Here is a 25,732-nt window from a genome sequence, read left to right as displayed (position 1 = left end):
CATGTTTGATCGGTTCGAAAAGCTCATTGATCCGTTCGAAAACGAAGAACTCGAAGTTCCTCCCAAGGGTTTTTGGGCCTTCTGTTGGTACTATACCAAGCCAGTTTGGCCCATTTTGCTCACGGCCTCCGTCTTGGGGGCGATCATCGCGGTCCTGGAGGTTCTGATCTTCACGTTCTTGGGCGAGCTGGTCACCTGGCTCAGCACCGAGAACGCAGAGACTTTCTTTGAAGACAATTGGCGGCAGTTGCTCTGGATGGGGCTGGTCGTGCTGGTGCTGCTGCCGGGTGTTTCCGCCGTTTGGGAGATGCTGTTTCATCAGGGCCTGATGGGGACTTACCCCATGTCGGTGCGTTGGCGGGTACATCGTTATCTGCTGCGCCAAAGCATTTCGTTTTATCAAAACGATTTTGCGGGGCGGATCGCCAACAAACTGATGCAGACAGCTCTTGCCGTCAGAGAGGTTGTCACGAGGATTGCAGACATTCTCGTCTATGTGATTGTCTACTTCGTGGCAGCACTTTTCGTCGTGGCTGAGGCCAGTCCTTATTTCGCCATTCCATTTATGGCCTGGCTGGGCTGTTATCTGGTGACGATGCGGATCTTCATACCGCGGCTCAAAAACGTTTCCAGGGAACAGGCAGACGCTCGGTCTGTCATGACGGGACACGTGGTGGATGCATACACCAACATCTCGACCGTGAAGCTGTTTTCACACGCTGCGAGAGAAGAGGACTATGCAAAGACTTCGATGATGACCTTCCTAAAGACCGTGTTTTTGCAAATGCGGTTGGTAACTGGAATGAACATCACGCTGACGACACTTAACATGCTGCTTCTTTTCGCAGTAGCGGGGATGTCGATCAGTCTCTGGCAGGCGGGAGCCGTCAACACGGGAGAGATTGCTGTTGCCGTTGCGCTGGTTCTGAGGATCCAGGGCATGTCGCAATGGATTCTCTGGGAAGTCTCTGGCCTCTTTGAAAACATCGGGACGGTTCAGGACGGCATCAACACCATTTCGCGTGAGCGCGACGTTGTGGATGTGCCTGAGGCGACTGCGCTTGAAGTGCCAACAGGTGAAATCCGTTTCGACGGGATCGGCTTCCACTACGGCAAGGCGTCCGGTGTGATCGAGGATCTTACCTTGACCATTCAACCGGGCGAAAAGATCGGTCTGATCGGCCGTTCGGGTGCGGGCAAATCGACCTTGGTCAATCTCCTGCTACGCTTTTACGACCTGGAGCGTGGCAAGATCCTGATCGACGGGCAGGATATTGCCGGTGTCCTGCAGGATGACATTCGCGCAAATGTCGGAGTGGTGACGCAGGACACATCGCTGCTTCATCGTTCGATTTTCGAGAACGTCGCCTACGGCAAGCCGGATGTCAGCCGCGAAGAAGTCGAGACCGCGCTCGGCAAGGCCCAGGCACTAGAGTTCGTCGGTGGTCTGACTGATCTCAATGGCCGGGCCGGGTTGGATGCTCATGTCGGTGAACGCGGCGTCAAGCTGTCGGGCGGGCAAAGGCAGCGGATAGCCATTGCGCGGGTGCTCTTGAAGGATGCACCTATCCTGGTGCTCGACGAGGCAACCTCCGCGCTTGATTCCGAAGCGGAAATCGCCATCCAGGAAAGCCTGTTCGAATTGATGCAAGGCAAGACCGTGATCGCGATCGCCCATCGGCTGTCGACAATCGCGGCGATGGATCGTCTGATAGTCATGGACAATGGCCGAATCATCGAGGAAGGCTCGCATCAGGAATTGCTTGACCGGAATGGCCTTTATGCCCAGCTCTGGCAACATCAGTCGGGCGGCTTCCTGGCTCCCGTTCAGGCAGCCTAGTGGTCCCGTCACAAAAAGCAGGGCCGGGAAATCCATTTCCGGTCTTGCACTCCGTGCCAAAATAGGGTCTGAACGAACGCGGTAGCGGTTTTGCCTGCGACATATGCGTTCTAGGGCGTTTGTTGAACTGGACAAGCGTTTCGAAGGGTGCAAAAAGACAAACCGCTTGATCGGTGCGCGTTTGAGGGCGCCCGGTCTCCGTAGAGCCCGGCATGGTTCCGAGGTCCTTCTGGGGCAGAAGGGTTTGGACCGTGCGTGGGCTTTCGGTACAGGTTGAACATAAAAGAGGACGCGACCTTGGCACACAACACGGATGCGGAAGAACCGAACCGCCGTGACTTTCTCTACATCGCGACCGGGGCAATGGGCGTTGTAGGCGCCGGCGCGTTGGTATGGCCGTTCATAGATCAGATGAACCCGGATGCTTCCGCCTTGGCATTGGCATCTATTGAAGTTGATGTGTCTGCCGTTGAAGAGGGGCAGTCAATCACGGTTAAGTGGCGCGGTAAGCCGGTATTCATCCGCAACCGCACTGAAACGGAAGTGGACGAAGCCAAATCCGTGCCGATCGCGGATTTGCCGGACCAACTGGCGCGAAACGCCAACCTTCCGGCCGACGCGGATGCGTCAGACCCGAACCGTGGTGTTGAGGGCAAGGAAAACTGGCTGGTACAGATCGGCATCTGTACACACCTTGGCTGCGTTCCGATTGGTGACGCGGGTGAGTTTGGCGGTTGGTTCTGCCCTTGCCATGGCTCCCACTATGACACTGCCGGCCGTATCCGTAAGGGCCCGGCTCCCGAGAATTTGCTGATTCCGCCGCTCGAGTTCGTTAGCGACTCGACGATCAAGATCGGCTAACGGCAGACATTTTTAGGAGACAGCCATGGCTGGACATTCAAACTATGTACCGCAAAGCGCTGCGGCCAAGTGGCTGGAAAGCCGCTTGCCGGTTATTTCGCTTATGCGCGGTTCCTTTGTAGATTTCCCGACCCCGAAGAACCTGAACTACTGGTGGACCTTCGGTGGTATCCTGTTTTTCGTGCTGATCGCGCAGATCCTGACCGGTATCGTTCTGGTGATGCATTATACGCCCAGCACCGGCGCAGCATTCGACAGCGTTGAGCACATCATGCGTGATGTGAATTTCGGCTGGATGCTACGCTATCTGCACTCTAACGGCGCCTCGATGTTCTTTATCGCCGTCTACATTCACATTTTCCGCGGTCTCTACTACGGTTCTTACAAGGCGCCGCGCGAGATTTCCTGGATCCTCGGCGTGATCATCTTCCTGATCATGATGGGTACAGCCTTCATGGGCTACGTTCTGCCATGGGGCCAGATGTCCTTCTGGGGCGCAACGGTTATCACCAACCTGTTCTCCGCGATCCCGCTGGTCGGTGAAGCCATCGTGACCTGGCTGTGGGGCGGCTTTGCTGTCGACAATCCGACGCTGAACCGGTTCTTCTCGCTGCACTATCTGCTGCCGTTCATGATTTTCGGCGTGGTGATCCTGCACGTATGGGCGTTCCACACGACGGGCAACAACAACCCGACCGGTGTTCAGCCGAAGACCAAACAGGATACGCTTCCGTTCCATCCGTACTACACGATGAAGGACCTGTTCGCGATTGTCGTGTTCATGATCTTCTTCTCGTGGTTCGCATTCTACCTGCCGAACTATCTGGGTCATGCCGACAACTATATCGAGGCCAACCCGCTGGTTACGCCTGCGCATATCGTTCCTGAGTGGTACTTCCTGCCGTTCTACGCGATCCTGCGAGCCGTTCCAGACAAGCTGGGTGGTGTTGTGCTGATGTTCGGTGCGATTGCGGTTCTGTTCATCCTGCCGTGGCTGGATACTTCTAAGGTGCGCTCCGGCGCCTACCGTCCGCTGTTCAAGCAGTTCTTCTGGATTTTTGCAGCGGTTTGTGTGGCTCTTGGATATCTGGGCGCAATGCCCGCGGAGGGCATCTACGTGACGCTTTCGCGCATCTTCACCGCCTACTACTTCGCGCACTTCCTGGTCATCTTGCCGATGCTCGGTTTCCTTGAAAAACCGAAGCCGCTTCCGGCTTCGATTTCAGAATCTGTGCTGAAGGGTGGATCAGGCAAACCGGCGGCTGCGGCTGCAGCACCGGAAACGAAGTAACGCGAACCGGATCAGGAGTTATTTGAGACAATGAGCACCATGATCAAAATGGTTCGTTCCCTAGCAGCAGTGGCAGCGCTTGCCATTGCGACACCTGCGATGGCCGCAGGTGCCAATGTCGAGATCGACTATCAGAGCTGGTCTTTTGCGGGCCCTTTCGGTTTCTATGACAGGGCCCAGCTGCAACGCGGTTTCAAGGTCTATCGTGAAAACTGCTCTGCCTGCCACGGCCTGAGACTGGTTGCTTTCCGCAACCTGGCCGAAGATGGTGGCCCGAGCTTTACCGAAGACCAGGCCAAGGCTGTCGCAGCAGAATACACTGTTGTCGACGGACCAGACGATTTCGGCGACATGTATGACCGTCCGGCCATTTTGGCCGACCGGTTCCCGTCGCCATTCCCCAACGAGCAGGCAGCACGTGCTGCCAATAACGGCGCTTACCCGCCGGATTTCTCGCTGCTCGCAAAAGCACGCGCTGCACAGCGCGGCTTCCCGTGGTTTGTCTTTGACATCTTCACGCAGTACCAGGAAAACGGTCCGGACTATATCTACTCGCTGCTGACAGGCTATGTGGATGCTCCGGAAGGCGTGGCAGTTCCGGACGGGCAGTACTACAACCACTCGTTCCTGGCTGGCGAATTTATCTCCATGGCTCCTCCTCTGTTTGAAGAGGCCGTGGAATATACCGATGGCACGCCGATGACGGTGGACCAGTACGCGAAGGACGTTGCGGCGTTCATGATGTGGGCAGCTGAGCCTCATCTGGAAGATCGCAAGAAAATCGGCTTCCGCGTCATGATCTTCCTGATCGTCTTTGCTGGCCTGCTGTACTTCACCAAGAAGAAACTATGGCGCAATGTTGAGCATTGATTGATTGCCTACACAATGCATGATGAAAGCCGCCGGTTTCCGGCGGCTTTTTCTTTGGGGGAATGTTTATGCACCGCTTGTTGTTACTACTGGGAGCGCTTCTGCTCTCCTGGAGCGCTGTGGCCGGGTCGGCGGCAACGCACCGGGTGTCGGTACTCGACATGCAATTGGCGATGAAAGCCGCGCTGCGAGCCGTTCTGGTGTGTAATGAAGCCGGTCATCAAGTGGGTGTTTCGGTCGTCGACCGGTTTGGCCTGGAGCAGGTCACCTTGAGAAGCAACATGGGTGGAGCCCATGTGACGGATGCTGCACGCCGCAAGGCCTGGACCGCAGCAACGTTCAATCTGCCGACATCTGAAATTGATGCCCTGGCGCAGGACGCGGCGCGCGAAGATCTTCGAACGCTTTCCGGGGTCCTTGCACTTGCTGGCGGGCTGCCGATTGTCTCCCAGTCCGGAGAGCTGCTTGGCGGAATTGGTGTTGCCGGCGGGGAGGGAAGTGACAATGAGGCCAAATGTGCTGAAGCTGGTCTTGACGCCATCGCAGAACAGTTGAAATAACCCATCTCGAAGCGGTGGCCGAGCCTTGTTCGGACAATGCTTGCAGAACTTAGATCATTTTTGGAGCGGACATGGCAGACGCAGTTTTGGGCATTATCGGTGGATCCGGCATCTACGATCTGCCGGGACTAGAAAATTCGGAATGGATCAGTGTGGAAAGCCCATGGGGAGAGCCCTCTGACCAGGTTCGCATCGGATCCATTGACGGCCTGAAGGTCGTATTCCTTCCGCGCCACGGCCGTGGCCATGTCTATTCTCCAACCACCATCAACTACCGCGCCAACATCGATGTAATGAAGCGCTGCGGCGCAACCGATCTCTTGTCGGTGTCTGCATGCGGCTCTCTCAAGGATGAGCATGCACCTGGAACCTTTGTTCTGGTGGATCAGTTCATCGATCGGACAATTGCCCGGGAAAAGAGTTTCTTCGGGACGGGGTGCGTCGCGCATGTTTCCATGGCAACGCCCGTCAGTCCGAAACTTGTCGATGCTGTTGCAGCGGCCGCGGAGGCAGAAAGCCTGGCTTACGCAAAGGGCGGAACTTACCTGGCGATGGAAGGACCGCAATTCTCGTCGCTCGCAGAAAGTCACCTTTATCGGACGTGGGGCTGCGACGTAATTGGCATGACCAATATGCCGGAAGCGAAATTGGCCCGTGAAGCGGAGATCTGCTACGCCACCATTGCCATGGTAACCGACTATGACAGTTGGCACCCGGATCATGGCGAGGTTGATATTCAAGCCATCATCAAGGTGTTGCACGACAATGCCGAAAACGCGCAGCGTCTGGTTGCCCGCGTCGCGCGGGATTTGCCGAGGCAACATCAGTCCTGTCCCGCAGGCTCGGACACCGCGCTTGAGTTTGCCTTCATGACTGCGCCGGAAAAACGTGACCCGGAACTTGTGGCCAAACTCGATGCCGTGGCCGGACGCGTTCTGAACAGGCCGTCCTGAACGGAAATCCACGTTTTGACCTAACTGAATTTGCTTCGACCGGTTCGACAATCTTGTTATAAGCACCGGTCGGAGAGGAACAGCCAGCGAAAGAAAGTGAATAGATGACCGACCAGACAATCCAGGATGAACTGATCGGAGCGATCCGGACGATCAAGGATTATCCGACAGATGGAATTCTGTTTCGCGACATCACGACGCTTCTTGGGAATGCTCGGGCATTTCGGCGCGCCGTTGACGCTCTGGTTCAACCCTGGGCGGGCTCCAAGGTCGAACAGGTTGCCGGCATCGAGGCCCGTGGCTTTATTCTGGGCGGTGCTGTTGCACACCAACTCTCTGCGGGTTTTGTTCCGATCCGCAAAAAGGGCAAGCTGCCGCACGAGACCGTGCGCATCGCCTACTCGCTGGAATACGGCCTCGACGAAATGGAAATGCACAAAGATGCCATCAATGCAGGTGATCGTGTGATTGTCGTCGACGATCTGATCGCGACCGGCGGTACTGCCGAAGCCGCCTGCAAGCTGTTGCGCTCAATGGGTGCCAATATCGAAGCAGCCTGTTTCATCGTGGACCTGCCGGATCTGGGTGGGCGCAAGAAACTTGAAGCCATGAATGTCCCGGTCCGGACCCTGGTGGAATTTCCGGGTCACTGACTTGCCATGTCGGGAGGTTCCGTGGACGAAGAGGCAAAACCGGACTTTTCGAAAAAGTTCCGCCTGGACTTCGAAACGCTTCTGAAATGGCGGCGCGATGTGCGCCGATTCCGAAGGGATCCGTTGCCATCCGGTCAGCTGGATCATCTGCTGCATTTGGCAGACCTAGCGCCTTCTGTCGGCAACAGTCAGCCCTGGCGAATCGTGATCGTTGAGAGCCCGGAGAAGCGGTCGGAAGTGACTGCGTGTTTCGAGGCGGAAAACGAAACGGCGGCAAAAACTTACCAAGAAGACAGGGCTGTGCACTACCGTCAGCTCAAGCTGTCCGGGCTGAAAGACGCGCCTGTCCATCTGGCCATCTTCAGCGACGAAGACCCCGCACAGGGGCATGGCCTTGGACGCATGACGATGCCGGAGACACTTGCCTATTCCACGGTCAGCATGATCCACACCTTTTGGTTGGCGGCGCGGGCTGAAGGAGTTGGCGTGGGTTGGGTGTCTATTCTTGATCCGGGTACCGTCGCCAAAATTCTTCAGGTTGACGACAGCTGGCGGCTCGTGGCTTATCTATGCGTCGGTTTTCCGGAAGAAGAACACATTGATCCGGAACTTGAGCGCGTGCGATGGCAATCGCGCAGCCCGTTGGAGACACGGTTGTTTCGCCGTTAGGAGATGAATCTCAGATGCCTGTGATTATTCGTGCGACCGAAGAGAGTGACCACGCCGACGTCCGTCAGTTGTTGATGGATCGCTGGACGGCTCCTGAAATCATGCTCGACAATGAAATGGTCGATGCATCACGACTGCCGGGATACGTCGCATACGACGGTGAAGAACTTGTCGGCATGGTGACCCTGATCAAGCGTGCTGACGAGTGGGAAATCCTGACGCTCGACTCGCTCAACCGTTGGGGGGGTGTCGGAAGCCAGTTGCTGGATGCAGTGGTAACCGAGGCCCGCTCTATCGGCATGCTGCGCCTGACCGTGCGCACATCCAACGACAATCTGGATGCATTCCGGTTTTATCAGCGACGGGGTTTTCGGCTCGAGCGGATCGGTCAGGGTGTGATTGACCGGGAGCGCGAGCAGAAGCCGGGTATTCCGCTGCGGGGCGACTACGGGATCGAAATCCACGACGAAGTACTGTTTGCGCGCGCGCTTTGATGTGGGCGCCTGCTGCGCACCTGATCGCGTCAGTTTCAGGAAAGCGTAGTTGCCTATCGGCGTTCGACGAAAACCGTGCCCTTGAACGAAAATACCAGTTTGTCGTCCTGATTGACGGCTAGCATATCAGAGTGAACGAGGCCCCATTCCGGTCGGCTGCGGCTTTCTGTTTTGCCAGTGACGATCCGCTTGTAGCGAAGCGTGTCGCCAACAAAGACCGGCTTTATCCATTTCAAATCCTCAAATCCTGGAGACGGGCCCATCTTTGCAGGGGTCTGTCCATCGGCGAGCATTTCGGCCACAAGCTCTTTGTGTCTCGCGACCCAAAGTTTCATGAACACTGAAGCGGTGTGCCAACCGGACGCGCACAAACGGCCGAAATGGGTCGCAGCGGCTGCTTCTTCGCTCAAATGAAACGGTTGGGGGTCGAATTGCTCTGCAAAACGGATGATTTCATCTTGGGTGAAGGTGTGTTGCCCAAGCTCGAGTGTTTCACCAATTTCGATTTCGTCGAAGGGTTTCGTCATCAGGCGATCTCCCGCTTGGCGAACAGGATCGGGTTTTCCCAATGAATGACTCTTGAGCCGTTTTGCTTGGTTGCTGTAATCCGAAAAATTGCGATACCGAGGTCTGGTTTGGTGCGCAGGTTCTTGGTTTCCAGAATTTCGGCACGGGCCGTCAGCGTATCACCCGGAAAGACCGGTTGTTTCCATTGCAATTTGCTAATGCCCGGAGAGCCCCTGCCACTTGTCCTGTTGAGGAGGTTCGCGGCCAACAACCGCATGACCAAGGACCCTGTGTGCCAGCCCGAAGCTGCCAAGCCGCCGAGCAGCGAAGCTTCTCCTGCAGCGTCTTCCAGGTGAAATGGCTGAGGGTCGAATTCTTCAGCAAAGCCAATGATCTCTTCCCGAGTGACCGTGAGCGAACCGAGATCAAACTCCTGACCTGGTTGTAAATCCTCGAAATAAAGGAGATCCGACATAGGTGTTTTCCGGAATCATTCGGTCGAGCAGGCCAGGATGTATCAGGTTTCCTGAAGCCAGACTGGACCAGGTTCAGTCGAAATAAATTTCATTATCGTCCAAATAGACATTGCTGGCTTCACAGATATCGATTGAAATCGGCTCGTCCAGAACTTCGCTGTCATCGTCCCCGAGCCAGCCGATCTGAAGTACCTGCTCGCAGTTGCCCGTGTCAGCATAAAACTCAGCACGCACGTTCTTGCCCGGACCAAGGGCATCCGATAGCCAGTTGTCGCTCCAGCCACTGCCGTCATCAGTGTAGAAACCGACAACGATGTTGCCCTCGGTATTGTTGTATACTTGGAAATAGCCTTCCGAGCCGGTTCCTTGCGCCATGGCGGCTGTCCCGGTCAGAAAAAGCATGCTCGCGCAGGCCACTATCTTCAGAAAATTCATCGGCGTTCCTTCATGTTAGCCATTCCCCTTCCGGCGCCATCAGACGCTATCCACCGGATCCCGGCAAGTAAACCGGTTTCCGGTAGCACTGGTTGAAGGCGTGGTCAGGTTTTCACGTATTTCCTCCAATTGTGGTTTTCCTGGAAGCCAAGCACGTCCCGGATCTTGCGGTTGGAAAACAGCGCTTCGTGGTCGCCGAGATCGCGGCTCAGGGGAACGCTCGGGAAAAACCGTTCCAGGATTTCCGAGTTGGGAATATCGACCGAGTTGGAGTCGTTTCCCGCATTGAAGACCTGATACCCCAATCCATCCTTTTCCAGGCACAGATCGACAATCTGACCGAGATCGCGCGCATCGATGTAGCAGAAGATGTTGCGCCGTCTTTGTGCCGGATCTTTGAAGAAATCCGGAAAACGATCATATTCATGCGGCTCGATGACATTGCCGATCCTCAGAGCATAAATGTCGTATCCGGAGCGACGCTGGAACGCACGAGCCGTTTGCTCGTTGACGACCTTGGATAGGCCGTAGCTGTCCATTGGATCGACATCATAGTCCTCTTCGACGGGAAGGGTTTTCGGATCGACAACGCCATCGGCAAAGCAGACGCCATAGGTCGTTTCCGACGACGCGATCACGATTTTCCTGATGCCGAGTTTTACCGCTGCCTCGATGACATTGTAGGTGCCAACGGCATTGACAGCGAAAGTCTTGTTGTCCGGATGGATCAGGATGCGTGGTACAGCGGCAAAATGCACGACGGCATCGAAGGCCGGGACACCGTTGCCGGGTTCCAGCTCATCGAAATTGGCGTAGCTCGTCATGACATTGAACATCTCGCCTGAGGAGGTGATATCGGCCGTCAGATTGTCGACGCCTGGGTGATCAAGAGGCGTCAGATCGACATTTACAACCCTGTGCCCCTGATCAAGCAGATAGGGAATGACATGTTTTCCCGCTTTGCCGGAACCGCCAGTGAACAAAATTCGTTTTGGTGTACTCATATGAAGAAGGTCCAGTTTCAGAAGGTCGACACTGGTGAGTGTCGAGACAGATCAGAGAGGCCAGAAAACCAGGATTGCCGGTATAGAAACGACCAGCACCAGCAGCTCCAAAGGCAGGCCGATGCGCCAGTAATCGCCAAAGCGATAGCCACCCGGCCCCATGATGATGGTGTTGTTCTTGTGGCCGATCGGCGTCAGGAAGGCGCAGGATGCAGCCACTGCGACCGCCATCAGAAAGGGGTCCGAGTTGACACCCAAACTGCCTGCGATCTGAACGGATATCGGAGCCGCAATCAGACAGGTGGCAACATTGTTCAGGAAATCCGACAGCGTCATGGTCACGATCATCAGCACGGCAAGTGTGATCCAGGCCGGAGCTCCCGCGGTCAGGGCTACGATGCCATCGGCAATCAGCTGGGCGTTGCCTGCATTTTCAAAGGCTTGTCCGAGCGGGATCAACGAGCCAAGCAGCACAATGACTTTCCATTCGACGGCGGAATAGACCTCTGAACCGCTGATGAGCCCGGTTGCAGAATAAAGAACGACACATGCCGCCAGCGCGACGGGCAAATAGGCAAGACCGGCAACGGCTGCCGTAATGGCCAGAACAAAGCCCGCGATGGCAAGCCAGGCCTTGTTGCGTTGGATCATACCGGTCTTGCGTCCTTCCAGAGGCAGGACGCCCAACCAGCTGCTGGCATGATCGAGCCGGTCTTCGGTGCCGAGCATGAGAAGGACATCTCCCGGCCGGATGATCTCGTGACGCACCCGCTTCTGGATGCGGCGTCCCTGACGGGATATGCCAAGGAGCGTGACGCTTTGACCGTAGAGCAGGCGCATGTCGAAGGCTGATCGGCCGATGATGCGCGCGTTGTCGGGCACGATGGCTTCAAGCAACGACAGGGCGCTGCCGCTCAGGCCGCCTTTGTGCCGTTCGGAGCCCGCGAATTCGAGTTTCGCAGCGCCCATGAATGCCTCGATGGCCTTTGGGTCGCCTTCCACCACCAGGAAGTCTCCGGATTTGATCGGCTCGCGGCGGGCAAATCCCCTGACGCGTCTGCCGTTGCGGATCAGCCCAATGATGACCACGTCTTTGTCATCGGCAACGGGGTAGAGATCGCCGACGTTAAGCGGTTTGTCATCAGGGATTTTTCCGACTTTGAGTTCCGCTGAATAGAGACTTTCAGCAAATCCTTCCTGCTTGGGCGGCTTTCGAAAATGGGCCGGAAGCAGGCGCCAGCCAAAAAGAGCAACAAAGGCAATCCCGGTTACGGCAACAACCAGTCCGACCGGAGCGAAATCGAACATCGCAAACGGTTGGCCGAGTGCGTCGGAGCGGTATTCGGCTATGACAATATTTGGAGGCGTACCGATCAAGGTAATCATGCCGCCGAGGATGGTTGCGAAAGACAAGGGCATCAAGGTCAGGCCCGGTGACCGTTCGCCCTTACGGGCAGCTTCAAGATCCAACGGCATTAACAGAGCAAGCGCGGCCACATTGTTGATAATCCCTGAAAGCCCTGCACCGACAACGGACATCAGGCCGATATGGCCGGAAAGGCTTCGCGAGGCTGACAGGAGATGGCCAGCAATAAGTTCGACGGCACCGGAATTCATCAGCCCGCGGGACACAATCAGTACAAGTGCAATGATGATGACGGCAGGATGACCGAAGCCGGTAAAGATTTCACCTGACGGAACAAGACCGAGCAGCGCGCCCAGAATGAGTGCCGCAAAGGCAATGAGGTCGAACCGGATGCGGCCCCAGACAAGCAGGACAAAAACGGCACCGAACAACACAAAGAGGGCGGTCTGATCGAATGTCACATAAGCTCCGGTGGATGCGGCCCCAATTCGCTACAACCGGTTTTAGGACGAATTGCCGAGATTCGCCAGAAAAAGGCCTGCAATTGGATTTCAATCCCTCGGCAGCCGGTTTCTTCTTATGCTTTTGAAGGGGACAAGTTTGACGCGCGCCCGGTGCTGTGACCGGGCAGGGCGCGGTGTGACTTCAACACGCTAGGTCAGGTTGTTGTCACCTTCTTGTCCTCTTCGGGCGCAAGAGCACTGGCGGCAAGCAGGATCGACATGGCAACGGCTCCGATGCCGATGATCGCCAGCCCCAGCGTGGCAAAAGCGGAAACCAGAAGGCCGCCAGCAACGAGGCCCACTATCCCGGCAAGGGCTGCGCCGCAGCGCCGAAGTGCAGTCTTGCCGGTTTCAAGGTAGGAATTCATGGTTTTCATAACAGTCTCCAAAATTAGTCTTGCGGGGTTAGGAATGAGCAGCGGGCCGGGACCCGCCACTCCATTTGAGGTTCGGGTCAACCTTTGTTTTGACCATCGGCCTCTTTGCCCTTGCCTCCGAACCATGCGTGGTCTTTGTCTTTTTCCACCGAAAGCACTTCACCTGAGGCGGCATCGATCAGCACCTCCACTTCATCTGCTTCGGTTTTGATTTCGACTTCAAAGACTGCTTTGCCGTCTTCGTTTTCCAGTGAGATTTCCTCAATTGTGCCTGGCTGTGCAGCAAGTGCGATTTCAGAGACCTGCGCGATTGAAAGGTCGGAATGAAGCGGCGCGTCTGAAGCATTTTTCTGAGCTGCAATGGCAAGCGAAGTGCCTGTCAGTCCGACTGCGATCAGGCTGGCTGCGATAATCTTGGCGGTGGATTTCATGTCATCGTCCTCTTGGGTTTTCTCCGACGGCTTCGTTGCCCTCCGATGTCCAAGAGATAAGCGGTGGAGTTTGCCTGCCTCTGGCGTGAAATATACATTTTTGTAAAGAAGCGAAATTCGATTTCCTCATCGGGATCGAACGTTGTACGCCTTGAGGGGAGAGACGGCATGAGGACCGTCAAAGGCTGAGGACGTTGAACTTAAGATGCGCATTTTGCTTCTGGAAGATGATAGCGGCATCGGCAAGTGGGTGCATTCCAGCCTCAGCGAGGCCGGTCACGTGGTCGACTGGGTTGCAGATGGAAGAGAAGCCCTGGCAAGTGCTGCGACCGGAGATTTTGATGTCATTGTGCTCGACCGGATGACGCCAGGTATTGACGGGTTGTCGGTTCTAAAGGCCATTCGCGCCTCCCGAAACACCACGCCTGTCTTGTTCCTGACAGCCATGGAGGCAGTTGAAGATAGGGTCGAAGGCCTTGAAGCGGGCGCGGACGATTATCTAACCAAGCCATTCGCCTCAAGCGAGCTGCTGGCGCGAATTGCAGCACTTGGCCGTCGCCGGTCTGCTGTTTCGGATGCCGAGCCGGTGAAACTCAAGTCCGGCGACGTTGAGCTGGATCTCCTGAAACAGACCTGCGAGCGACAGGGCCAGAAAATCGATCTCAATGCGAAGGAATTCCGCCTTCTCGAAGTGTTCATGCGCAGCGAGGGCCGGGTGCTGACCCGGGCGATGCTTCTTGAACGAGTGTGGGATATCAACTTCGACCCGACCAGCAGTGTTGTTGAAACGCATATCAGTCGATTGCGTGCAAAGATCGAAAAACCGTTCGAGGGAACACTGATCCGGACAAAGCGAGGTGCTGGCTATGTCTTCGAAGTGTGATCCGGAAAATCGGGTTTTTGGCTGGAGCCTCAGCCCTTGAATCTGCTCACTCAGATACGAGCCTTGCTGCAAATGTCGGTTCTGCGTCAGACAGTGCAGCTTACGCTTGTCTTCCTCGTTATTGTCGTTTTTGCAGGGTTCGTGTCGATCCTATTCATCGACAGAGAGATCAATGCCCGCATAGACGCCGAACTGGAAACCCGCTTGGCCGATGTTGCCGGCAGAATTGCTGTAAACGGTCCAGATGATGCTCTCTTTTATGAGACGGAAGACCGGTTTGTCGCCTTTCAAGGAACTGGTGGAGCAACGTTTGGCGCCTTGGCAAAGCTCACTGGGGACAGACCGGGACTGAAGACCGTCAAACTTGGCCGAAAGGTTGTTGGAGAGGATCTCGACGGCATCTGGAGGGTTTACATCGCACGCGCAGCCGGCGGCACTCTTGCTGTCGGGACGAACCTTGATGATCGCGACGACTATCTGGAGGTCCTGATCAATATATTCGCTGTATCGGGCGCTCTGACGCTCGTCGCCGTGCTGATGATCGGAGGCCTCCTGGGTTGGCGGGCACAACGGCGTCTGTCCGCCATCTCGGGAGTGCTCGACAAGGTGGCCGCGGGAGACCTGACGGCACGGATCGAACCGGGATCCGGCAGTGACGACTTCGTTCGTCTGTCGCGATCAATCGATCAGACGACATCTCAGCTGGAAATTCTGTTGAGGCAGACACGGAACCTGACGGCGAACATTGCACATGACCTCAAGACACCCCTGACCCGACTGCGCGGGCAACTGGAAATGATTGAAACCGCGTCGGCCGATGAAGATGCGATCGGCATGGCGTTGGAACAGACAGATGAGATCATTGATCTTTTTGAGGCGCTGCTGCGTATCGCCAAACTGGAGTCGGGTGAACACCGGCAAAGGTTCGAGACCCTCAGTCCGGCCGTGCTTGCCGAGGAAACGGCTGACATTTATCAGGCTGTCATCGAGGACAGCGGGCGGAGATTCGACCTTGTTGTCGAAGAAACGGAGAGCATTTCAGGAGACCGGCGCTTGATCCTTCAAGCCGTTGCCAATCTGATCGAGAACAGTCTGAAACACACGGCAGAGGGCGCGCAACTTACACTTGCCGCGCAGGGCAAAAGCCTTGTCCTTGCAGATACCGGTCCCGGTATACCAGAGCATTTGTATGACCGCGTGCTGGAGCCGATGTACCGGCTCGAGGAAAGCCGAACGACGCCCGGTGCCGGTCTTGGCCTGGCGCTGGTGAAAACCATCGCCAACCTGCATGGGGCAGAGCTTTCAATGTCCCCCAGCCGACGAGATGATCCTGAACGAAAGGGATTGAGAATAGAAATCCGGTTTCCCTGACCCCAAACTCACGTTTTTCAGCCGGAGGATACCTACCTGTCTCTGAACAAGGGCGGCGGGTATTGTCTAATCCGGCCTTGGAACCTTGCTGACAAGCCAGTTTCGGTCAATTTGCATTCTGCTTGATTGCCTGATGGATTGCGGATCCGTCACGGCGTGGATTACGGTATCAGGAGTGCATCCCCCATGCCGTTCGAGGGAGCAATGCCGGTCAATGCGAGGATCGACGCGGCGATCCCGAGTTGGGAATGCACCTGTTCTTCTTCCGGGGCCAGGGCATTCGAGAAGAGGTATAACGGGACGTTGGTGGCTATGGACGTGGTGCCACCGTGCCAACCGTCTTCAGTCATGCCATGATCGGCAGTGACAATGACATCGTAGCCGAGCTTTCGCCAAATCGGGATGGCGCGCGAGAGTGCATTGTCAATACGTCAGATCTGGCGGCGGTATTCCTTGCTGCCACCACCAAATGTATGTCCGATAGTGTCCGCAGAGCTGGAATGAAGCAGCATATAGTCCGGTGCATGACGCTCCATGAGGAGCGTTGCCTGGGCGCAGAAAAGGCAACTGGGTGCCGTACTGTATCAATGGCGTGCTTCGCGCGATCACTCTGAAAGTCGGGTGTGAAGCCTGGCTTCCTCATGTTGGATTTTTGCTTGAGGGATTGCGTGACGGCACTGAGGCTGTGTTTGGAAGTCAGCACTCGCGATTGAGGTTGTCTGCCAGTCAGTCCGTGATCGAGCTATGAATCATGCTTTGTCTGGTGCATCTCCGGGTGCTGACCAAGGCAGGATTGTCAATCCAGACACTTGTGATCGGAACGCATGACGCCCCACTCGATGATGTGAACCGAATCCGGCACGGGGCAGGGGATTGGCTTCATCCTGATCGTGCGCTTCAAACATGACGAAACGTTAATCTCACGACAATGGAACCGCGAATTTTCCTTCCCATATTCCAGGTAGGAAACGGCGAAAGCCGTGCAATGGAAAGGGAAGGAAAATGACCCGCGAGAACAATCGTTTTTATGAAGTAGACAATTTGTTGAAGAAGTATGGCGCACCCAGAACGAATTGGGTTGCGCGCCTGCGCCGACCTGAGAACAGCGACAAGTGGCGAAACCACAAAGGTCCCAATCCGTTGTTGATGCTCGGTCTGGATCGCAGCTGAACGGAAGACCAAAACACTGACATCCTGCTTGCAGATGAGTTGGCATACCGGCATGCCAGACTGCTAGCCAATCTCGACCGTCAGTTCGGGCAACCCTTCTATGGTCGCCAGGAGCACGTCACCTTTGGACACCGGCCCGACACCTGCAGGTGTTCCCGTCAAGATGACGTCTCCAGCGCCCAGCTGGAAAAGGTCGGACAGTTTTGCAATGATTTCGGGGACTTTCCAGATCATCTGGTTGAGATCACCATCTTGGCGAATGCCACCATTGACTGCGAGAGAAATCTTGCCACTTCTCAGAAAACCGCAATCGGCAGCCGGTACGACCCTGCCGACAGGGGCTGATCGTTCAAAAGCCTTTCCGGCTTCCCATGGACGACCGGCTTCCTTGGCAGCGCCTTGCAAATCCCGCCGGGTCATATCGAGGGCCACCGCATATCCATAGACGTGTTGAAGTGCGTTTTCGGGCTTTATGCTTCCGTGACCCGATTTCAGCATCACCCCCAGTTCCACCTCGTGATGAACATCCTGGCTGAGCGAGGGATAAGGAAACGTTCCGGAGGGGTCGAGATCATCCGGGTTTTTCTGGAAAAAGAACGGCGGTTCCTTGTCAGGATCATGCCCCATCTCAACCGCGTGCGCTGCGTAGTTGCGGCCCACGCAATAGACCCTGCGGACTGGAAACCCAAGCTTGCTATCGCAAATGGGCAATATGGACGGCTGCGGAGCGGGAAACACCGTTTGCATGGGGCGAAGGTCTCCAGATTGGTGATTACCGTGCTTTTTGCCGCATCGTATGTCAGCTGTCGAGCAGCCCCTGCGACGTCGACCTGTTTGTTACCGGCGTCTGATTGCTTTCGTCCAGGTATGCAACTGTCCGTATTACGGATCAATCGTCGTCTTGTACCGTGTCCGGCATGTGCCACACCACTATGAAAGTCAAAATGCCGGCTGCAACCAAGTAGAATGCGGGTGCGATCTGCAGGTGTGATCTTTCGATCAGGAAGGTTGCAACAAGTGGCGCGGTGCCGCCGAAAATGGCCAGGGGAATGTTGTAACCCAGCGAATATCCCGTGACGCGGACGGAACGCGGAAACTGGGAAATCATCGTGGCCATGAGCGGTGCAAAGAAACTTGCCAGAATGACGGCAAGACCGAGTTGTCCCAGCACCACCAGGTAGGTGTCATGATGATGGATCAGCCAGAACAGGGGCAGACCGAAGATCGTGATGCCGCCAGATCCGATCAGCATCAGCCATCTGCGATTGAACTTGTCTGCAAGGTATCCAAGGACCGGAACCAGGAACATGAAAACGATCATGACGCTGGTGTTGATTGTCAGAGCCTGACTTTCGGAAAACTTCACGTAAGTGACCAGATAGGACGTCAGATAGACGAAGGTCAGGTAAAATCCCACACCGTTCAGGATGTTGCAGGCAATGGTGCGCAACAACGCGGGTCTGTGGTTGCGCAAAACCTCACTGACCGGAACGTTGACAGGGTTGTGAGGCGAGGGGGGCATATCGGTATCATCTGACTTGTTGCCACTGCGGATCAGGAAGCCGGTCAGTCCGACGAGCAGTCCGAAGGCGAAGGGAATCCGCCAGCCCCAAATACTGAGATCATCCGTCGGGATCAAGCTTGTGGCCAGAGCGGCAACCCCTGATCCCAGCAACACGCCGAAGGTCGCCCCGACAAGGGCCCAAGAGACGATGAAGCAGCGCTTCGACTGAGGTGAGATTTCGTAAAGATAAACCGATGAGCCTGTATATTCACCGCCAACCGATAAACCCTGCAGAAGCCTCAACAGCGTTAGAATGACCGGTGCGGCGATCCCGATCTGTTCGTAAGTTGGCAGAAAGGCGATCAGTGTTGTCGGGATAGCCATGAGTGTAACGGAGAGCAAAAGCGCTTTGCTGCGGCCCAGCTTGTCAGCGATGTGCCCGAGCAGCAGGCTGCCGATCGGGCGCATCAGAAATCCCGCCGCAAACACGCCAAATGTGCTGATCAGGCTGACGGTCGGGCTGTTACTTGGAAAGAACTGTTGTGCGATAATCGGGGCCAAATAGCCATAAACCGCAAAGTCATACCATTCCAGGGTATTACCGACGGTGCCCGCAACAATCTTGCGGGTTCTCAATTCATTTGTCGCCACCCTGCAGCCCCCTGCTCCGGCCTTTGATTTAGGAGGAGCATAAGGCAACAGTGTTTATCTTAGGTTTCCGAGGCCAAAGCGCCCGTTTCAACCGATCGCGGCACCCTCAGGTGTTGAACTTGAAGAGCAGTACATCGCCATCCTTGACGATATACTCCTTGCCTTCATCCCGTGCCTTGCCGGCCTCCTTGGCAGGGTTTTCACCGCCGAGAGACACATAGTCATCATAGGCAATTGTTTGGGCGCGAATGAAGCCGCGTTCAAAATCCGTATGAATGACACCGGCAGCGCCGGGGGCCTTTGTGCCTTCCGTTATTGTCCAGGCGCGGGTTTCCTTGGGGCCGGCGGTAAAATAGGTGATCAGACCGAGCAGGTCGTAGCCTGCACGGATCATGCGATCGAGGCCAGGTTCTTCAAGCCCGATGGTTTCCAGAAACTCGTCCTGCTCCTCATTGTCGAGTTGGGAAATTTCAGCTTCGATTGCCGCTGATATCACCACGGCGACAGCGCCTTCTTCCTTGGCTCTCGCCATGACCTTTTCGGTAAACGCGTTCCCTGTTGCTGCTGAAGCTTCATCAACGTTGCAGACATAAAGAACTGGCTTTGAGGTCAGAAGGTTCAGTCCCTTCAAGAGCCGGGCTTCTTCAGCGTCGGCAGTTTCCAGCATGCGAGCCGGTTTGCCGTCCTGCAACAAGACAAGGGCTGCCTCCATGATCGGCAAAACGATTTTTGATTCCTTGTCGCCGCCTGTCGCCTTTTTCTTCAAAGGCGCTATGCGGCGCTCAAGACTTTCCATATCCGCGACCATGAGCTCGGTTTCCACCGTTTCAGCATCTGCAAGCGGATCAATCGCACCGTCGACATGGGTGATGTCATCGTCTTCGAAACAACGCAGTACATGCGCGATTGCATCGACTTCGCGGATATTGGCCAGAAACTGGTTGCCAAGTCCTTCGCCCTTTGAAGCTCCACGCACAAGACCGGCAATGTCGACGAAGGTAATACGGGTCGGTATGACCTCTTTTGACTCCGCTATTTCTCGGATCGCATAGAGGCGCGGGTCGGGAACGGCAACTTCACCCGTATTCGGCTCAATGGTGCAGAAGGGATAGTTGGCGGCCTGGGCCGCGGCTGTTTTCGTGAGCGCGTTGAAGAGCGTGGACTTGCCGACATTCGGCAGTCCGACAATGCCGCACTGGAAACCCATGGGAGTTCGCTTTCGGTTTGGTCTGAAACTGTTGCCGGGCTACATGCCCGAGCCTTGGCGGCAGGTCAAGACTTTGAGCGCTCGGTGCGGAAAAGGAAGCGTGTACCTGTATGTTATTGCAGACCCGTCATGTCGACGGTGCCGCGACTGCAGCCCATTGCAACGGTGTCCGCAGCCAGCATCAGCTCACCCAGGTCGCTCTCCCGAGTTATCTTGCCTTTCATGCCGAGCCAGATCTCGTTGATCAAGGTCCGGCTGCCGTCGTTGGTACACTTGATCAGGACCCTGTCTCCTGTGCCTTGTCCAAACGAAGCGTCAAAAGCGGCACGGATTTCGGCACCAGTGATTTCGGCACCGACGTTGTTGAAGAACAAGTCTCCGACAGCGGATTGGTTGACGAGTTCCGTCAGGTACAGCGTGTCGTCGTAATATTCATCCGCGCCATCTTCGCCCAGGAAACAGGTGCCGTGTTTTATCCATTCATGATGGTGCAGGAAACTGGCATATCCCGGCATGGCAGCCCGCAAGGCATCAGCGGTTTCGGTGTCGATTGCCGGGGCCGGAAGACGGTCCCAGGTGTCGGGCTTGTCCAGGTCTATGATGGTGGCCGGCACCCCGCAGTAAATGTTGTCCTTTGGCTGTGGCCACAGGCCGTGGATGGAAAGTTGACGAGTCGTGTGAGGAAGGAGGCCATCGTTCAGGTCGCGGCATTCCTTCTTGCCGGGACGGATTTCACAATATGCAGGCTGCCAGGAAAGCGTCAGAAGGTTGTCGACGGATTCCGTGCCCTCCTGTTCGATGACATCATTCGAACCGTCTGATCCGGTGCCACGCGTCCGGGTGTCGGCCTCGACCACGTGAACGCCGCAGTCCGTGCTAACCCACCTGGCGTTTGATACGGGTGCGTCGTCCATCTGAACCTGGAAATAGTCTCCGCCTTCCTTGTTCAGTCCGAGCATCTTATAGGCCACACTTGGCGATGTGGTGATGTCTCCCGGATTGGTCAGCCTGTTTTTGCTGTGGTAGGCCTCGCAGGTCTCGAAGGCGATGAAATAGCCATCCAGCTTCTTGAATGCAGCTGCCGGTGTCGTCACCATAAAGCTGCCTGCGATCAGAACTGTTAGTAAACGCATTGCCTACCTCCCAGAAACACTGGACGGACATAGCGAGCAAATACGCGCAGTTTCGTCCCGGGGAAAGGTCTAAATCTTGCGGTGTCACCGTGTCGTTCTTATGACGTGGGCACGGATCCTGTTTGCCTATCGCGCGGTTTTTGCGTCGCCGCTGACGATCCGCAGCATTCGCTGCAGCCAGGGTCAGTCGTTGCCGAACAGCTTTTTCAGCATGTCGGACATCGGCCCGGACTTGGGCATCTTCATAGGCTTGGGCTGACGTGCCTGCCGAATGTGGCTTTGTCCCTTTGGCTTTGCAGCCGGCCCGCCGGGACGCTCGCTTGCGTCTTCAGGTTTGCCTTTTCGCTGGGTCTTTTGCGGTTCAAGTGCAAGCGTCAGCTTGTTGGCGAATTGACTGTCCTGTCCAGCCGCAAGCAAGTCGGCATGTCTTGCGATTTCATCGAAGAGCGGAACCAGCCAGTCCTGATCTGACTTTGCAAAGTCGCCGAGAACATAGTTCGAAACCAATTTCTTGTCGCCGGGGTGACCGATGCCGAGGCGAAGACGCCGGTAGTCCGGCCCGATATGGGCAGAGATGGAGCGCAATCCATTGTGGCCACCGTGACCACCGCCCTTTTTCATGCGGAATTTGGCAGGTGGCAGGTCAAGTTCATCGTAGAGGACAGCAAGGTCCTCAGGCTGAAGCTTGTAAAAGCGCATAGCTTCACCCACTGAACGGCCGCTTTCGTTCATGTAGGTAGATGGCTTTAACAGGAGGACCTTATCCGTGCCGAGGCGTCCTTCAGAAACCTGGCCCTGGAACCTGGCGCGCCAAGGCTGAAAAGCAGAATGGCTCCGGTGGATTTCATCCAGGGCCATGAAACCAATGTTGTGTCGGTTTCCAGCGTATTTCGCACCTGGATTACCGAGACCGACGATCAGCTTCATAGTGTGCCCTTCACGTCTGTTGTTGAAACGAAAAAGCAGCCCAATCGGCTGCTCTGAAGTCGTCCCCGAGCCAGCTCCGTGATGGAGTGCCGAGGCAGGAGGCGGTGGCCGCCTCCTTGTTGTTGTAACAGAAGTGAAGCTTATTCGCTTGCTTCTTCGTTGCCTTCTTCAGCGGCTTCTGCTTCTTCACCTTCGTCGGTTTCTTTCATGCCGGCCGGAGCCGCAATCGTTGCGATGGTGAAGTCGCGGTCGGTGATGGTCGGCTCAGCGCCTTTCGGCAGATCGACTGCGGAAATGTGCAGGCTGTCGCCTGGCTGAGCTTTGGCAAGATCCAGAACCAGTGCTTCAGGAATGCTGTCCGCAGGCACGTTCATTTCGACCGTGTGACGGACAATGTTGAGGACGCCGCCTTTTTTCAGGCCCGGGCAGTCTTCTTCATTGATGAACTGGACAGGAATCTCGACCGTGAGCGTTGCACCTTTGGCAACACGCAGGAAGTCGACATGCAGGACGTCATCGCGCACCGGGTGCAGCTGAAAGTCCTTGGCGATAACCTGATGCTTTTCACCGTCGATGTCGATCGTGCCGATCTGTGCGGTAAAGCCACCCTTGTGCAGGGTAATGGTTGTCTCTTTCACCGGAATGGTGATCGGCAGTGCCGGTTTCTTGTCGCCGTAGATAACGGCGGGGAGAAGGCCTTCGCGACGCAGTGCCCGTGCGGCCCCCTTGCCCACCCGGTCCCGTGCCGACGCCTTCAGCTCATAGCTGGAAGCCATGGGAAACTCCTTGGTGTATTAAGAACGGATCGGCGAACCTTGGCGCCTTCAAAAGACTTTCAGATGTTCGGGATCGATCCACATGCGCCTCCTCCAGGGGTGCAGGCGCGAGCGCGTACATACAGAAACACCAACGAATGCGCAAGGCTGCCGTACCAAGTTTGTTGTTTCAGGCACCGAAATTGAGCGCAAATTCGCAAGGTCAACGTCCATCTGCCACTGGTTCGGCTCCACCCGATCTGGAGGAATTTAATTACTCAACTGAAAGGTTGACTGTTTTTGACGTCCGTACAAAACTGCTCAGGACAGAACGGATGGAGCTGCAATGGCAATCGACGAGGATCTCAACAACAGGCTGCGCGATGCACTTGAGGGCAGAGGAGGGCTTTCCGAAAAGAAGATGATGGGAGGCATGTGCTTCCTACTCAACGGACATATGGTGTGCGGTGCCGATCGCACGAAGGACGGAGAAAGGCGGTTCATGTTCCGGGTCGGGAAAGACAATCATGGAACAGCGGAAACGCTGCCCGGTGCAACACCAATGGTGCAGGGTGGACGGGTAATGAGTGGCTTGTTCTTTGTGGCTGAAGACGATGCCACCGATGACATCCTTCGCGACTGGCTGGATCTGGCCGTGGCAAATGCAATGACACTGAAACCCAAGTGACCTTTCTTTGTCGTGAGGGAATGGTTCACCCTTTGAGCCGACGGGACGTATCCTCCTGGAATGCCGGATCGGCCTTTTTGGCAAACGCCTTTTGCCAAGGTTCGGCCAATTCCGGGAGCTCGGACAGGGCCCGTGCCATCTGCGGATCCACGCGCGGGCTGAACCTGGCATGGATCACTTCCTTCAGGTTCCATTCCGGGCAGGGGCGTTCGACAAGTGTCAGCTCGTCGCCTGCTTCAATATGGCCTTCCTGCAGAACCCTGAAATACCATCCAGTCCGCGCGGTTTTTTGAAAGTGTGCGGCCTGTGCCGGATTGCCGGTATGCATGTTGAGTTTCCAGCATGGTTGCCGGGCCTGGGAGATCTGGACACGTATGGTGCCGGCAGCAAATACGTCGCCGAGACAAAGTTCCGCTTCCGTAAACCCTTCCGATGCGAAGTTCTCTCCAAAGCCACCCGGCTTGAAGATATCCTGGCGGTCGGGAAAAACTTCGCGCCAATACGAATAGTGTTCGGAAGGGTAGATGTGCAGGGCCTTTTCAGGGCCTCCGTGAACAGCGCGGTCTGCCTGACTGTCCGATAAGAGGCCATCGCGATTGACCTTTTGCGGACCGGTGACCAGTGTCTTACGAATCGCGGATTGGTCCTTGTCTTCCCAAAGCTTCTCGGGCTCGCCGGTATAAATGCTGAGGATTTTCGCTTTCAAAGTCATGCAGTTGCCTCATGTTGCTGCGTGTTCGTGGCAAATCTGACCGGTTTCAACCGGCGACAGTTCGACCTCAAGCAGTTTGCAGTATCCACCTTTTTCACGGCCCTGATGATGTTTGCAGGTTCGGCAGAGCCCGAAGGATCGGTTGTCACGCCGAAGCAGCATTGCGTTCACGAGAGCCTTCAACCCGGCCGTCAGCACGAATGATGTCTCATTTGGCAATTCGTTGATGACCTCGTCCAGACCGGACGGGACCTTTAGAAGGTCCAAACCGTCTGGTGCAACGTCATATCGGATGCTGCGCTTGTCGGCGTCTGAACGGGTTTCGTCAATCAGGCTCTTGCGCGCCAGCGCCTTGAGGGTCTGTGACGCCGTACCGCGCGTTGTTGCCAGATAATCAGCGACATGTGAAGGCGCGCGCGAATAACGGTTTGCCCGCGCCAGATAGCTGAGCGCAGCAAATTGCGACGGGTTCAACGGTCCATTCCACTCTTCAGCGGCGCTCAACCGGGTCAGGCGGTCGATCAGGTCTCGAATCTGTTGTGCTTCGGAGAGGTCGTTCATGAATTCATATGTAGCGAGTCGAAATTAAACTTGCAATAGTTTCGACTCGCTATTATTAAATGTCTGCCTTCAGAAAAGGAGATAGGCAAATGTTGAAACAGATCCTTGGAAGTCTTTTGATCGCTGGAGTGCCGGCCGCATCTCTTGCCGGCGGGGACCACGGCCATCACGCGCTCAATCAGGAAGAAGCGGTCCTGTCACCGGAAAAAGAAGGGGCCGACCAAAATTACGACATCCTTGCCGCGCATGTGCACCGTAAGGGCCGTATCGTGACGTTTCACATGACACTGGCGGGAAGTGCCGGGGCAACGGTGCCTGAGAAGAAGGGCGATTTGGCCGGCGCACCAGTGCATTCCTACGTCTGGCCGACGTCACTTGAACCGGCGAGTGTGGGTTTTGAAGGCGGCAAAGGCATCTTGGCACTGGCCGCCACGAGCCATCCTGATTTCGACGACACACCGCTCTTTGACGAAGATGGGGACGGCGATGTCGGCAATGACGGCGCAAAGTGGCATTCGCACTGGGTTGTACTGACGGCGAACGAGGCTTGCGGGCCTGGAGCCTTGTCAGTACAGGACATCCCGGATGGGGCCAGTCCGAAAATGCCGGCAACCTGGCCGGGCCTCCCGCTCTATATCGACAGCCCTGGCTTTTCACCGTTTCTGGACGAGCAGGAAATCACCATCAATGTTGCGTTCAGCGACGCGTCGCTCGTGGATGGACTGAAGTATGACGGCGTCACCTCGGCGTTGAGGGTCAATCAGAGTATCCACGCACCGCTGCTATGTGTCGTTGATGTATTTGATATTGCGTCTGGCGACCTGAGTTTGCCGGGTGAAATTGCTGATCACTGAACCCTGTTGTGCCGGGCCCCCCCGGC

The 25,732-nt window shown here is 55.9% G+C and carries 30 protein-coding genes; 14 read left to right on the top strand and 16 right to left on the bottom strand.

Features of this window, described 5'->3' with window-relative positions; translation table 11 throughout:
- Position 1 precedes the first annotated feature (1 nt).
- The 9 genes from Q0835_RS15580 (at position 2) to Q0835_RS15540 (ending at position 8,191) form a co-directional block, all read left to right on the top strand.
- Positions 2–1,840, top strand: coding sequence for an ABC transporter ATP-binding protein (locus Q0835_RS15580; RefSeq protein WP_298962734.1), 1,839 nt, complete (start codon positions 2–4; stop codon positions 1,838–1,840).
- Positions 1,841–2,137: 297 nt separating this feature from the next.
- A complete protein-coding gene (petA, locus tag Q0835_RS15575; RefSeq protein ID WP_298812569.1) occupies positions 2,138–2,701 on the top strand; it encodes a ubiquinol-cytochrome c reductase iron-sulfur subunit in 564 nt (187 codons plus the stop codon).
- Between the two features lie 25 nt (positions 2,702–2,726).
- Entirely contained in the window at positions 2,727–3,992 is a 1,266-nt protein-coding gene (locus tag Q0835_RS15570) for a cytochrome b/b6 (RefSeq protein WP_265683766.1), read from the top strand.
- Between the two features lie 30 nt (positions 3,993–4,022).
- On the top strand, positions 4,023–4,862 hold the full coding sequence (locus tag Q0835_RS15565) for a cytochrome c1 (RefSeq protein WP_298812558.1): 840 nt from the start codon (positions 4,023–4,025) through the stop codon (positions 4,860–4,862).
- A gap of 68 nt (positions 4,863–4,930) precedes the next feature.
- Positions 4,931–5,422, top strand: a complete 492-nt coding sequence (locus Q0835_RS15560) for a heme-binding protein (protein WP_298962732.1) — start codon at positions 4,931–4,933, stop codon at positions 5,420–5,422.
- Positions 5,423–5,493: 71 nt separating this feature from the next.
- Positions 5,494–6,375 carry an S-methyl-5'-thioadenosine phosphorylase gene (locus Q0835_RS15555; protein WP_298962729.1) on the top strand — a complete coding sequence of 294 codons (882 nt, stop codon included), beginning with the start codon at positions 5,494–5,496 and terminating at the stop codon, positions 6,373–6,375.
- 104 nt (positions 6,376–6,479) lie between these two features.
- Positions 6,480–7,028 carry an adenine phosphoribosyltransferase gene (locus tag Q0835_RS15550; RefSeq protein WP_298962727.1) on the top strand — a complete coding sequence of 183 codons (549 nt, stop codon included), beginning with the start codon at positions 6,480–6,482 and terminating at the stop codon, positions 7,026–7,028.
- A gap of 6 nt (positions 7,029–7,034) precedes the next feature.
- Positions 7,035–7,697, top strand: coding sequence for a 5,6-dimethylbenzimidazole synthase (bluB, locus tag Q0835_RS15545; protein ID WP_298962724.1), 663 nt, complete (start codon positions 7,035–7,037; stop codon positions 7,695–7,697).
- 14 nt (positions 7,698–7,711) lie between these two features.
- Positions 7,712–8,191, top strand: a complete 480-nt coding sequence (locus Q0835_RS15540; RefSeq protein WP_298812544.1) for a GNAT family N-acetyltransferase — start codon at positions 7,712–7,714, stop codon at positions 8,189–8,191.
- A gap of 53 nt (positions 8,192–8,244) precedes the next feature.
- Here the strand turns inward: Q0835_RS15540 and Q0835_RS15535 are convergent, their stop codons facing one another.
- From Q0835_RS15535 to Q0835_RS15505, 7 genes are all read right to left on the bottom strand, one after another.
- Positions 8,245–8,718, bottom strand: coding sequence for a MaoC family dehydratase (locus tag Q0835_RS15535; protein ID WP_298812541.1), 474 nt, complete (start codon positions 8,716–8,718; stop codon positions 8,245–8,247).
- Positions 8,718–9,173 (bottom strand): MaoC family dehydratase, encoded by a 456-nt coding sequence (locus Q0835_RS15530; protein WP_298962721.1) that lies wholly within the window; start codon positions 9,171–9,173, stop codon positions 8,718–8,720. The genes Q0835_RS15535 and Q0835_RS15530 overlap by 1 nt, the downstream gene beginning before the upstream one ends.
- A gap of 73 nt (positions 9,174–9,246) precedes the next feature.
- Complete coding sequence (locus tag Q0835_RS15525; protein ID WP_298962719.1) at positions 9,247–9,609, bottom strand: hypothetical protein; 363 nt, start codon at positions 9,607–9,609, stop codon at positions 9,247–9,249.
- A 104-nt stretch (positions 9,610–9,713) separates the two neighbouring features.
- On the bottom strand, positions 9,714–10,613 hold the full coding sequence (locus Q0835_RS15520) for an NAD(P)-dependent oxidoreductase (protein ID WP_298962718.1): 900 nt from the start codon (positions 10,611–10,613) through the stop codon (positions 9,714–9,716).
- Positions 10,614–10,664: 51 nt separating this feature from the next.
- The gene (locus Q0835_RS15515) at positions 10,665–12,440 is read right to left on the bottom strand and encodes an SLC13 family permease (protein ID WP_298962716.1); all 1,776 of its coding nucleotides are present in this window, start codon (positions 12,438–12,440) and stop codon (positions 10,665–10,667) included.
- A gap of 197 nt (positions 12,441–12,637) precedes the next feature.
- Positions 12,638–12,859: a hypothetical protein gene (locus Q0835_RS15510; protein WP_298962715.1), complete on the bottom strand. Its 222-nt coding sequence runs from the start codon at positions 12,857–12,859 to the stop codon at positions 12,638–12,640.
- Positions 12,860–12,936: 77 nt separating this feature from the next.
- Positions 12,937–13,290, bottom strand: coding sequence for a PepSY domain-containing protein (locus Q0835_RS15505; RefSeq protein ID WP_298812527.1), 354 nt, complete (start codon positions 13,288–13,290; stop codon positions 12,937–12,939).
- A gap of 205 nt (positions 13,291–13,495) precedes the next feature.
- Here Q0835_RS15505 and Q0835_RS15500 point away from each other — a divergent pair, with 205 nt between their 5' ends.
- Together Q0835_RS15500 and Q0835_RS15495 are read left to right on the top strand one after the other, a co-directional pair.
- Positions 13,496–14,173 carry a response regulator transcription factor gene (locus Q0835_RS15500; RefSeq protein WP_298962712.1) on the top strand — a complete coding sequence of 226 codons (678 nt, stop codon included), beginning with the start codon at positions 13,496–13,498 and terminating at the stop codon, positions 14,171–14,173.
- A gap of 36 nt (positions 14,174–14,209) precedes the next feature.
- On the top strand, positions 14,210–15,544 hold the full coding sequence (locus Q0835_RS15495; RefSeq protein ID WP_298962709.1) for an ATP-binding protein: 1,335 nt from the start codon (positions 14,210–14,212) through the stop codon (positions 15,542–15,544).
- 161 nt (positions 15,545–15,705) lie between these two features.
- Here the strand turns inward: Q0835_RS15495 and Q0835_RS15490 are convergent, their stop codons facing one another.
- The gene (locus Q0835_RS15490; RefSeq protein WP_298812522.1) at positions 15,706–15,894 is read right to left on the bottom strand and encodes a hypothetical protein; all 189 of its coding nucleotides are present in this window, start codon (positions 15,892–15,894) and stop codon (positions 15,706–15,708) included.
- A gap of 652 nt (positions 15,895–16,546) precedes the next feature.
- Here Q0835_RS15490 and Q0835_RS15485 point away from each other — a divergent pair.
- Positions 16,547–16,714, top strand: a complete 168-nt coding sequence (locus Q0835_RS15485) for a hypothetical protein (RefSeq protein WP_298812520.1) — start codon at positions 16,547–16,549, stop codon at positions 16,712–16,714.
- Positions 16,715–16,777: 63 nt separating this feature from the next.
- On the opposite strand, the gene Q0835_RS15480 is transcribed toward Q0835_RS15485, so the two are convergent.
- The 6 genes from Q0835_RS15480 to Q0835_RS15455 form a co-directional block, all read right to left on the bottom strand.
- On the bottom strand, positions 16,778–17,461 hold the full coding sequence (locus Q0835_RS15480; RefSeq protein WP_298962706.1) for a fumarylacetoacetate hydrolase family protein: 684 nt from the start codon (positions 17,459–17,461) through the stop codon (positions 16,778–16,780).
- Positions 17,462–17,603: 142 nt separating this feature from the next.
- Positions 17,604–18,869: an MFS transporter gene (locus Q0835_RS15475; RefSeq protein ID WP_298962703.1), complete on the bottom strand. Its 1,266-nt coding sequence runs from the start codon at positions 18,867–18,869 to the stop codon at positions 17,604–17,606.
- A gap of 106 nt (positions 18,870–18,975) precedes the next feature.
- The gene (gene ychF, locus Q0835_RS15470; protein WP_298962700.1) at positions 18,976–20,076 is read right to left on the bottom strand and encodes a redox-regulated ATPase YchF; all 1,101 of its coding nucleotides are present in this window, start codon (positions 20,074–20,076) and stop codon (positions 18,976–18,978) included.
- Between the two features lie 113 nt (positions 20,077–20,189).
- Complete coding sequence (locus Q0835_RS15465) at positions 20,190–21,209, bottom strand: ribonuclease T (protein WP_298962696.1); 1,020 nt, start codon at positions 21,207–21,209, stop codon at positions 20,190–20,192.
- 183 nt (positions 21,210–21,392) lie between these two features.
- Positions 21,393–22,136 (bottom strand): aminoacyl-tRNA hydrolase, encoded by a 744-nt coding sequence (pth, locus tag Q0835_RS15460; RefSeq protein WP_298962693.1) that lies wholly within the window; start codon positions 22,134–22,136, stop codon positions 21,393–21,395.
- A gap of 140 nt (positions 22,137–22,276) precedes the next feature.
- Positions 22,277–22,912, bottom strand: a complete 636-nt coding sequence (locus Q0835_RS15455; RefSeq protein WP_298962690.1) for a 50S ribosomal protein L25/general stress protein Ctc — start codon at positions 22,910–22,912, stop codon at positions 22,277–22,279.
- Between the two features lie 325 nt (positions 22,913–23,237).
- Between Q0835_RS15455 and Q0835_RS15450 the strand changes: the two genes are divergently transcribed.
- Positions 23,238–23,579, top strand: a complete 342-nt coding sequence (locus Q0835_RS15450; protein ID WP_298962686.1) for a TfoX/Sxy family protein — start codon at positions 23,238–23,240, stop codon at positions 23,577–23,579.
- A 25-nt stretch (positions 23,580–23,604) separates the two neighbouring features.
- Here Q0835_RS15450 and Q0835_RS15445 read toward each other — a convergent pair whose 3' ends face one another.
- The gene (locus Q0835_RS15445) at positions 23,605–24,291 is read right to left on the bottom strand and encodes an MOSC domain-containing protein (RefSeq protein ID WP_298962683.1); all 687 of its coding nucleotides are present in this window, start codon (positions 24,289–24,291) and stop codon (positions 23,605–23,607) included.
- A 9-nt stretch (positions 24,292–24,300) separates the two neighbouring features.
- The gene (locus tag Q0835_RS15440) at positions 24,301–24,852 is read right to left on the bottom strand and encodes a MarR family transcriptional regulator (protein ID WP_298812499.1); all 552 of its coding nucleotides are present in this window, start codon (positions 24,850–24,852) and stop codon (positions 24,301–24,303) included.
- 89 nt (positions 24,853–24,941) lie between these two features.
- Between Q0835_RS15440 and Q0835_RS15435 the strand changes: the two genes are divergently transcribed.
- Positions 24,942–25,706 carry a hypothetical protein gene (locus Q0835_RS15435; RefSeq protein ID WP_298962680.1) on the top strand — a complete coding sequence of 255 codons (765 nt, stop codon included), beginning with the start codon at positions 24,942–24,944 and terminating at the stop codon, positions 25,704–25,706.
- Positions 25,707–25,732 lie beyond the last annotated feature (26 nt).

This window comes from uncultured Roseibium sp., from assembly GCF_947499295.1.
Classification (GTDB): domain Bacteria; phylum Pseudomonadota; class Alphaproteobacteria; order Rhizobiales; family Stappiaceae; genus Roseibium.
Note: the sequence above shows the minus strand (reverse complement) of the source record. Positions and strands in the feature narration are given on the sequence as shown.

What these genes read in the sequence shown, in the direction of transcription:
- Q0835_RS15580 (WP_298962734.1), top strand. Translation starts at nt 2, where the DNA reads ATGTTTGATCGGTTCGAAAAGCTCATTGATCCGTTCGAAAACGAAGAA.
- Q0835_RS15570 (WP_265683766.1), top strand. Translation starts at nt 2,727, where the DNA reads ATGGCTGGACATTCAAACTATGTACCGCAAAGCGCTGCGGCCAAGTGG.
- Q0835_RS15565 (WP_298812558.1), top strand. Translation starts at nt 4,023, where the DNA reads ATGAGCACCATGATCAAAATGGTTCGTTCCCTAGCAGCAGTGGCAGCG.
- Q0835_RS15560 (WP_298962732.1), top strand. Translation starts at nt 4,931, where the DNA reads ATGCACCGCTTGTTGTTACTACTGGGAGCGCTTCTGCTCTCCTGGAGC.
- Q0835_RS15555 (WP_298962729.1), top strand. Translation starts at nt 5,494, where the DNA reads ATGGCAGACGCAGTTTTGGGCATTATCGGTGGATCCGGCATCTACGAT.
- Q0835_RS15550 (WP_298962727.1), top strand. Translation starts at nt 6,480, where the DNA reads ATGACCGACCAGACAATCCAGGATGAACTGATCGGAGCGATCCGGACG.
- bluB (WP_298962724.1), top strand. Translation starts at nt 7,035, where the DNA reads ATGTCGGGAGGTTCCGTGGACGAAGAGGCAAAACCGGACTTTTCGAAA.
- Q0835_RS15540 (WP_298812544.1), top strand. Translation starts at nt 7,712, where the DNA reads ATGCCTGTGATTATTCGTGCGACCGAAGAGAGTGACCACGCCGACGTC.
- Q0835_RS15535 (WP_298812541.1), bottom strand. Translation starts at nt 8,718, where the DNA reads ATGACGAAACCCTTCGACGAAATCGAAATTGGTGAAACACTCGAGCTT.
- Q0835_RS15530 (WP_298962721.1), bottom strand. Translation starts at nt 9,173, where the DNA reads ATGTCGGATCTCCTTTATTTCGAGGATTTACAACCAGGTCAGGAGTTT.
- Q0835_RS15525 (WP_298962719.1), bottom strand. Translation starts at nt 9,609, where the DNA reads ATGAATTTTCTGAAGATAGTGGCCTGCGCGAGCATGCTTTTTCTGACC.
- Q0835_RS15520 (WP_298962718.1), bottom strand. Translation starts at nt 10,613, where the DNA reads ATGAGTACACCAAAACGAATTTTGTTCACTGGCGGTTCCGGCAAAGCG.
- Q0835_RS15510 (WP_298962715.1), bottom strand. Translation starts at nt 12,859, where the DNA reads ATGAAAACCATGAATTCCTACCTTGAAACCGGCAAGACTGCACTTCGG.
- Q0835_RS15505 (WP_298812527.1), bottom strand. Translation starts at nt 13,290, where the DNA reads ATGAAATCCACCGCCAAGATTATCGCAGCCAGCCTGATCGCAGTCGGA.
- Q0835_RS15500 (WP_298962712.1), top strand. Translation starts at nt 13,496, where the DNA reads ATGCGCATTTTGCTTCTGGAAGATGATAGCGGCATCGGCAAGTGGGTG.
- Q0835_RS15490 (WP_298812522.1), bottom strand. Translation starts at nt 15,894, where the DNA reads ATGACTGAAGACGGTTGGCACGGTGGCACCACGTCCATAGCCACCAAC.
- Q0835_RS15485 (WP_298812520.1), top strand. Translation starts at nt 16,547, where the DNA reads ATGACCCGCGAGAACAATCGTTTTTATGAAGTAGACAATTTGTTGAAG.
- Q0835_RS15480 (WP_298962706.1), bottom strand. Translation starts at nt 17,461, where the DNA reads ATGCAAACGGTGTTTCCCGCTCCGCAGCCGTCCATATTGCCCATTTGC.
- ychF (WP_298962700.1), bottom strand. Translation starts at nt 20,076, where the DNA reads ATGGGTTTCCAGTGCGGCATTGTCGGACTGCCGAATGTCGGCAAGTCC.
- Q0835_RS15465 (WP_298962696.1), bottom strand. Translation starts at nt 21,209, where the DNA reads ATGCGTTTACTAACAGTTCTGATCGCAGGCAGCTTTATGGTGACGACA.
- pth (WP_298962693.1), bottom strand. Translation starts at nt 22,136, where the DNA reads ATGAAGCTGATCGTCGGTCTCGGTAATCCAGGTGCGAAATACGCTGGA.
- Q0835_RS15455 (WP_298962690.1), bottom strand. Translation starts at nt 22,912, where the DNA reads ATGGCTTCCAGCTATGAGCTGAAGGCGTCGGCACGGGACCGGGTGGGC.
- Q0835_RS15450 (WP_298962686.1), top strand. Translation starts at nt 23,238, where the DNA reads ATGGCAATCGACGAGGATCTCAACAACAGGCTGCGCGATGCACTTGAG.
- Q0835_RS15445 (WP_298962683.1), bottom strand. Translation starts at nt 24,291, where the DNA reads ATGACTTTGAAAGCGAAAATCCTCAGCATTTATACCGGCGAGCCCGAG.
- Q0835_RS15440 (WP_298812499.1), bottom strand. Translation starts at nt 24,852, where the DNA reads ATGAACGACCTCTCCGAAGCACAACAGATTCGAGACCTGATCGACCGC.
- Q0835_RS15435 (WP_298962680.1), top strand. Translation starts at nt 24,942, where the DNA reads ATGTTGAAACAGATCCTTGGAAGTCTTTTGATCGCTGGAGTGCCGGCC.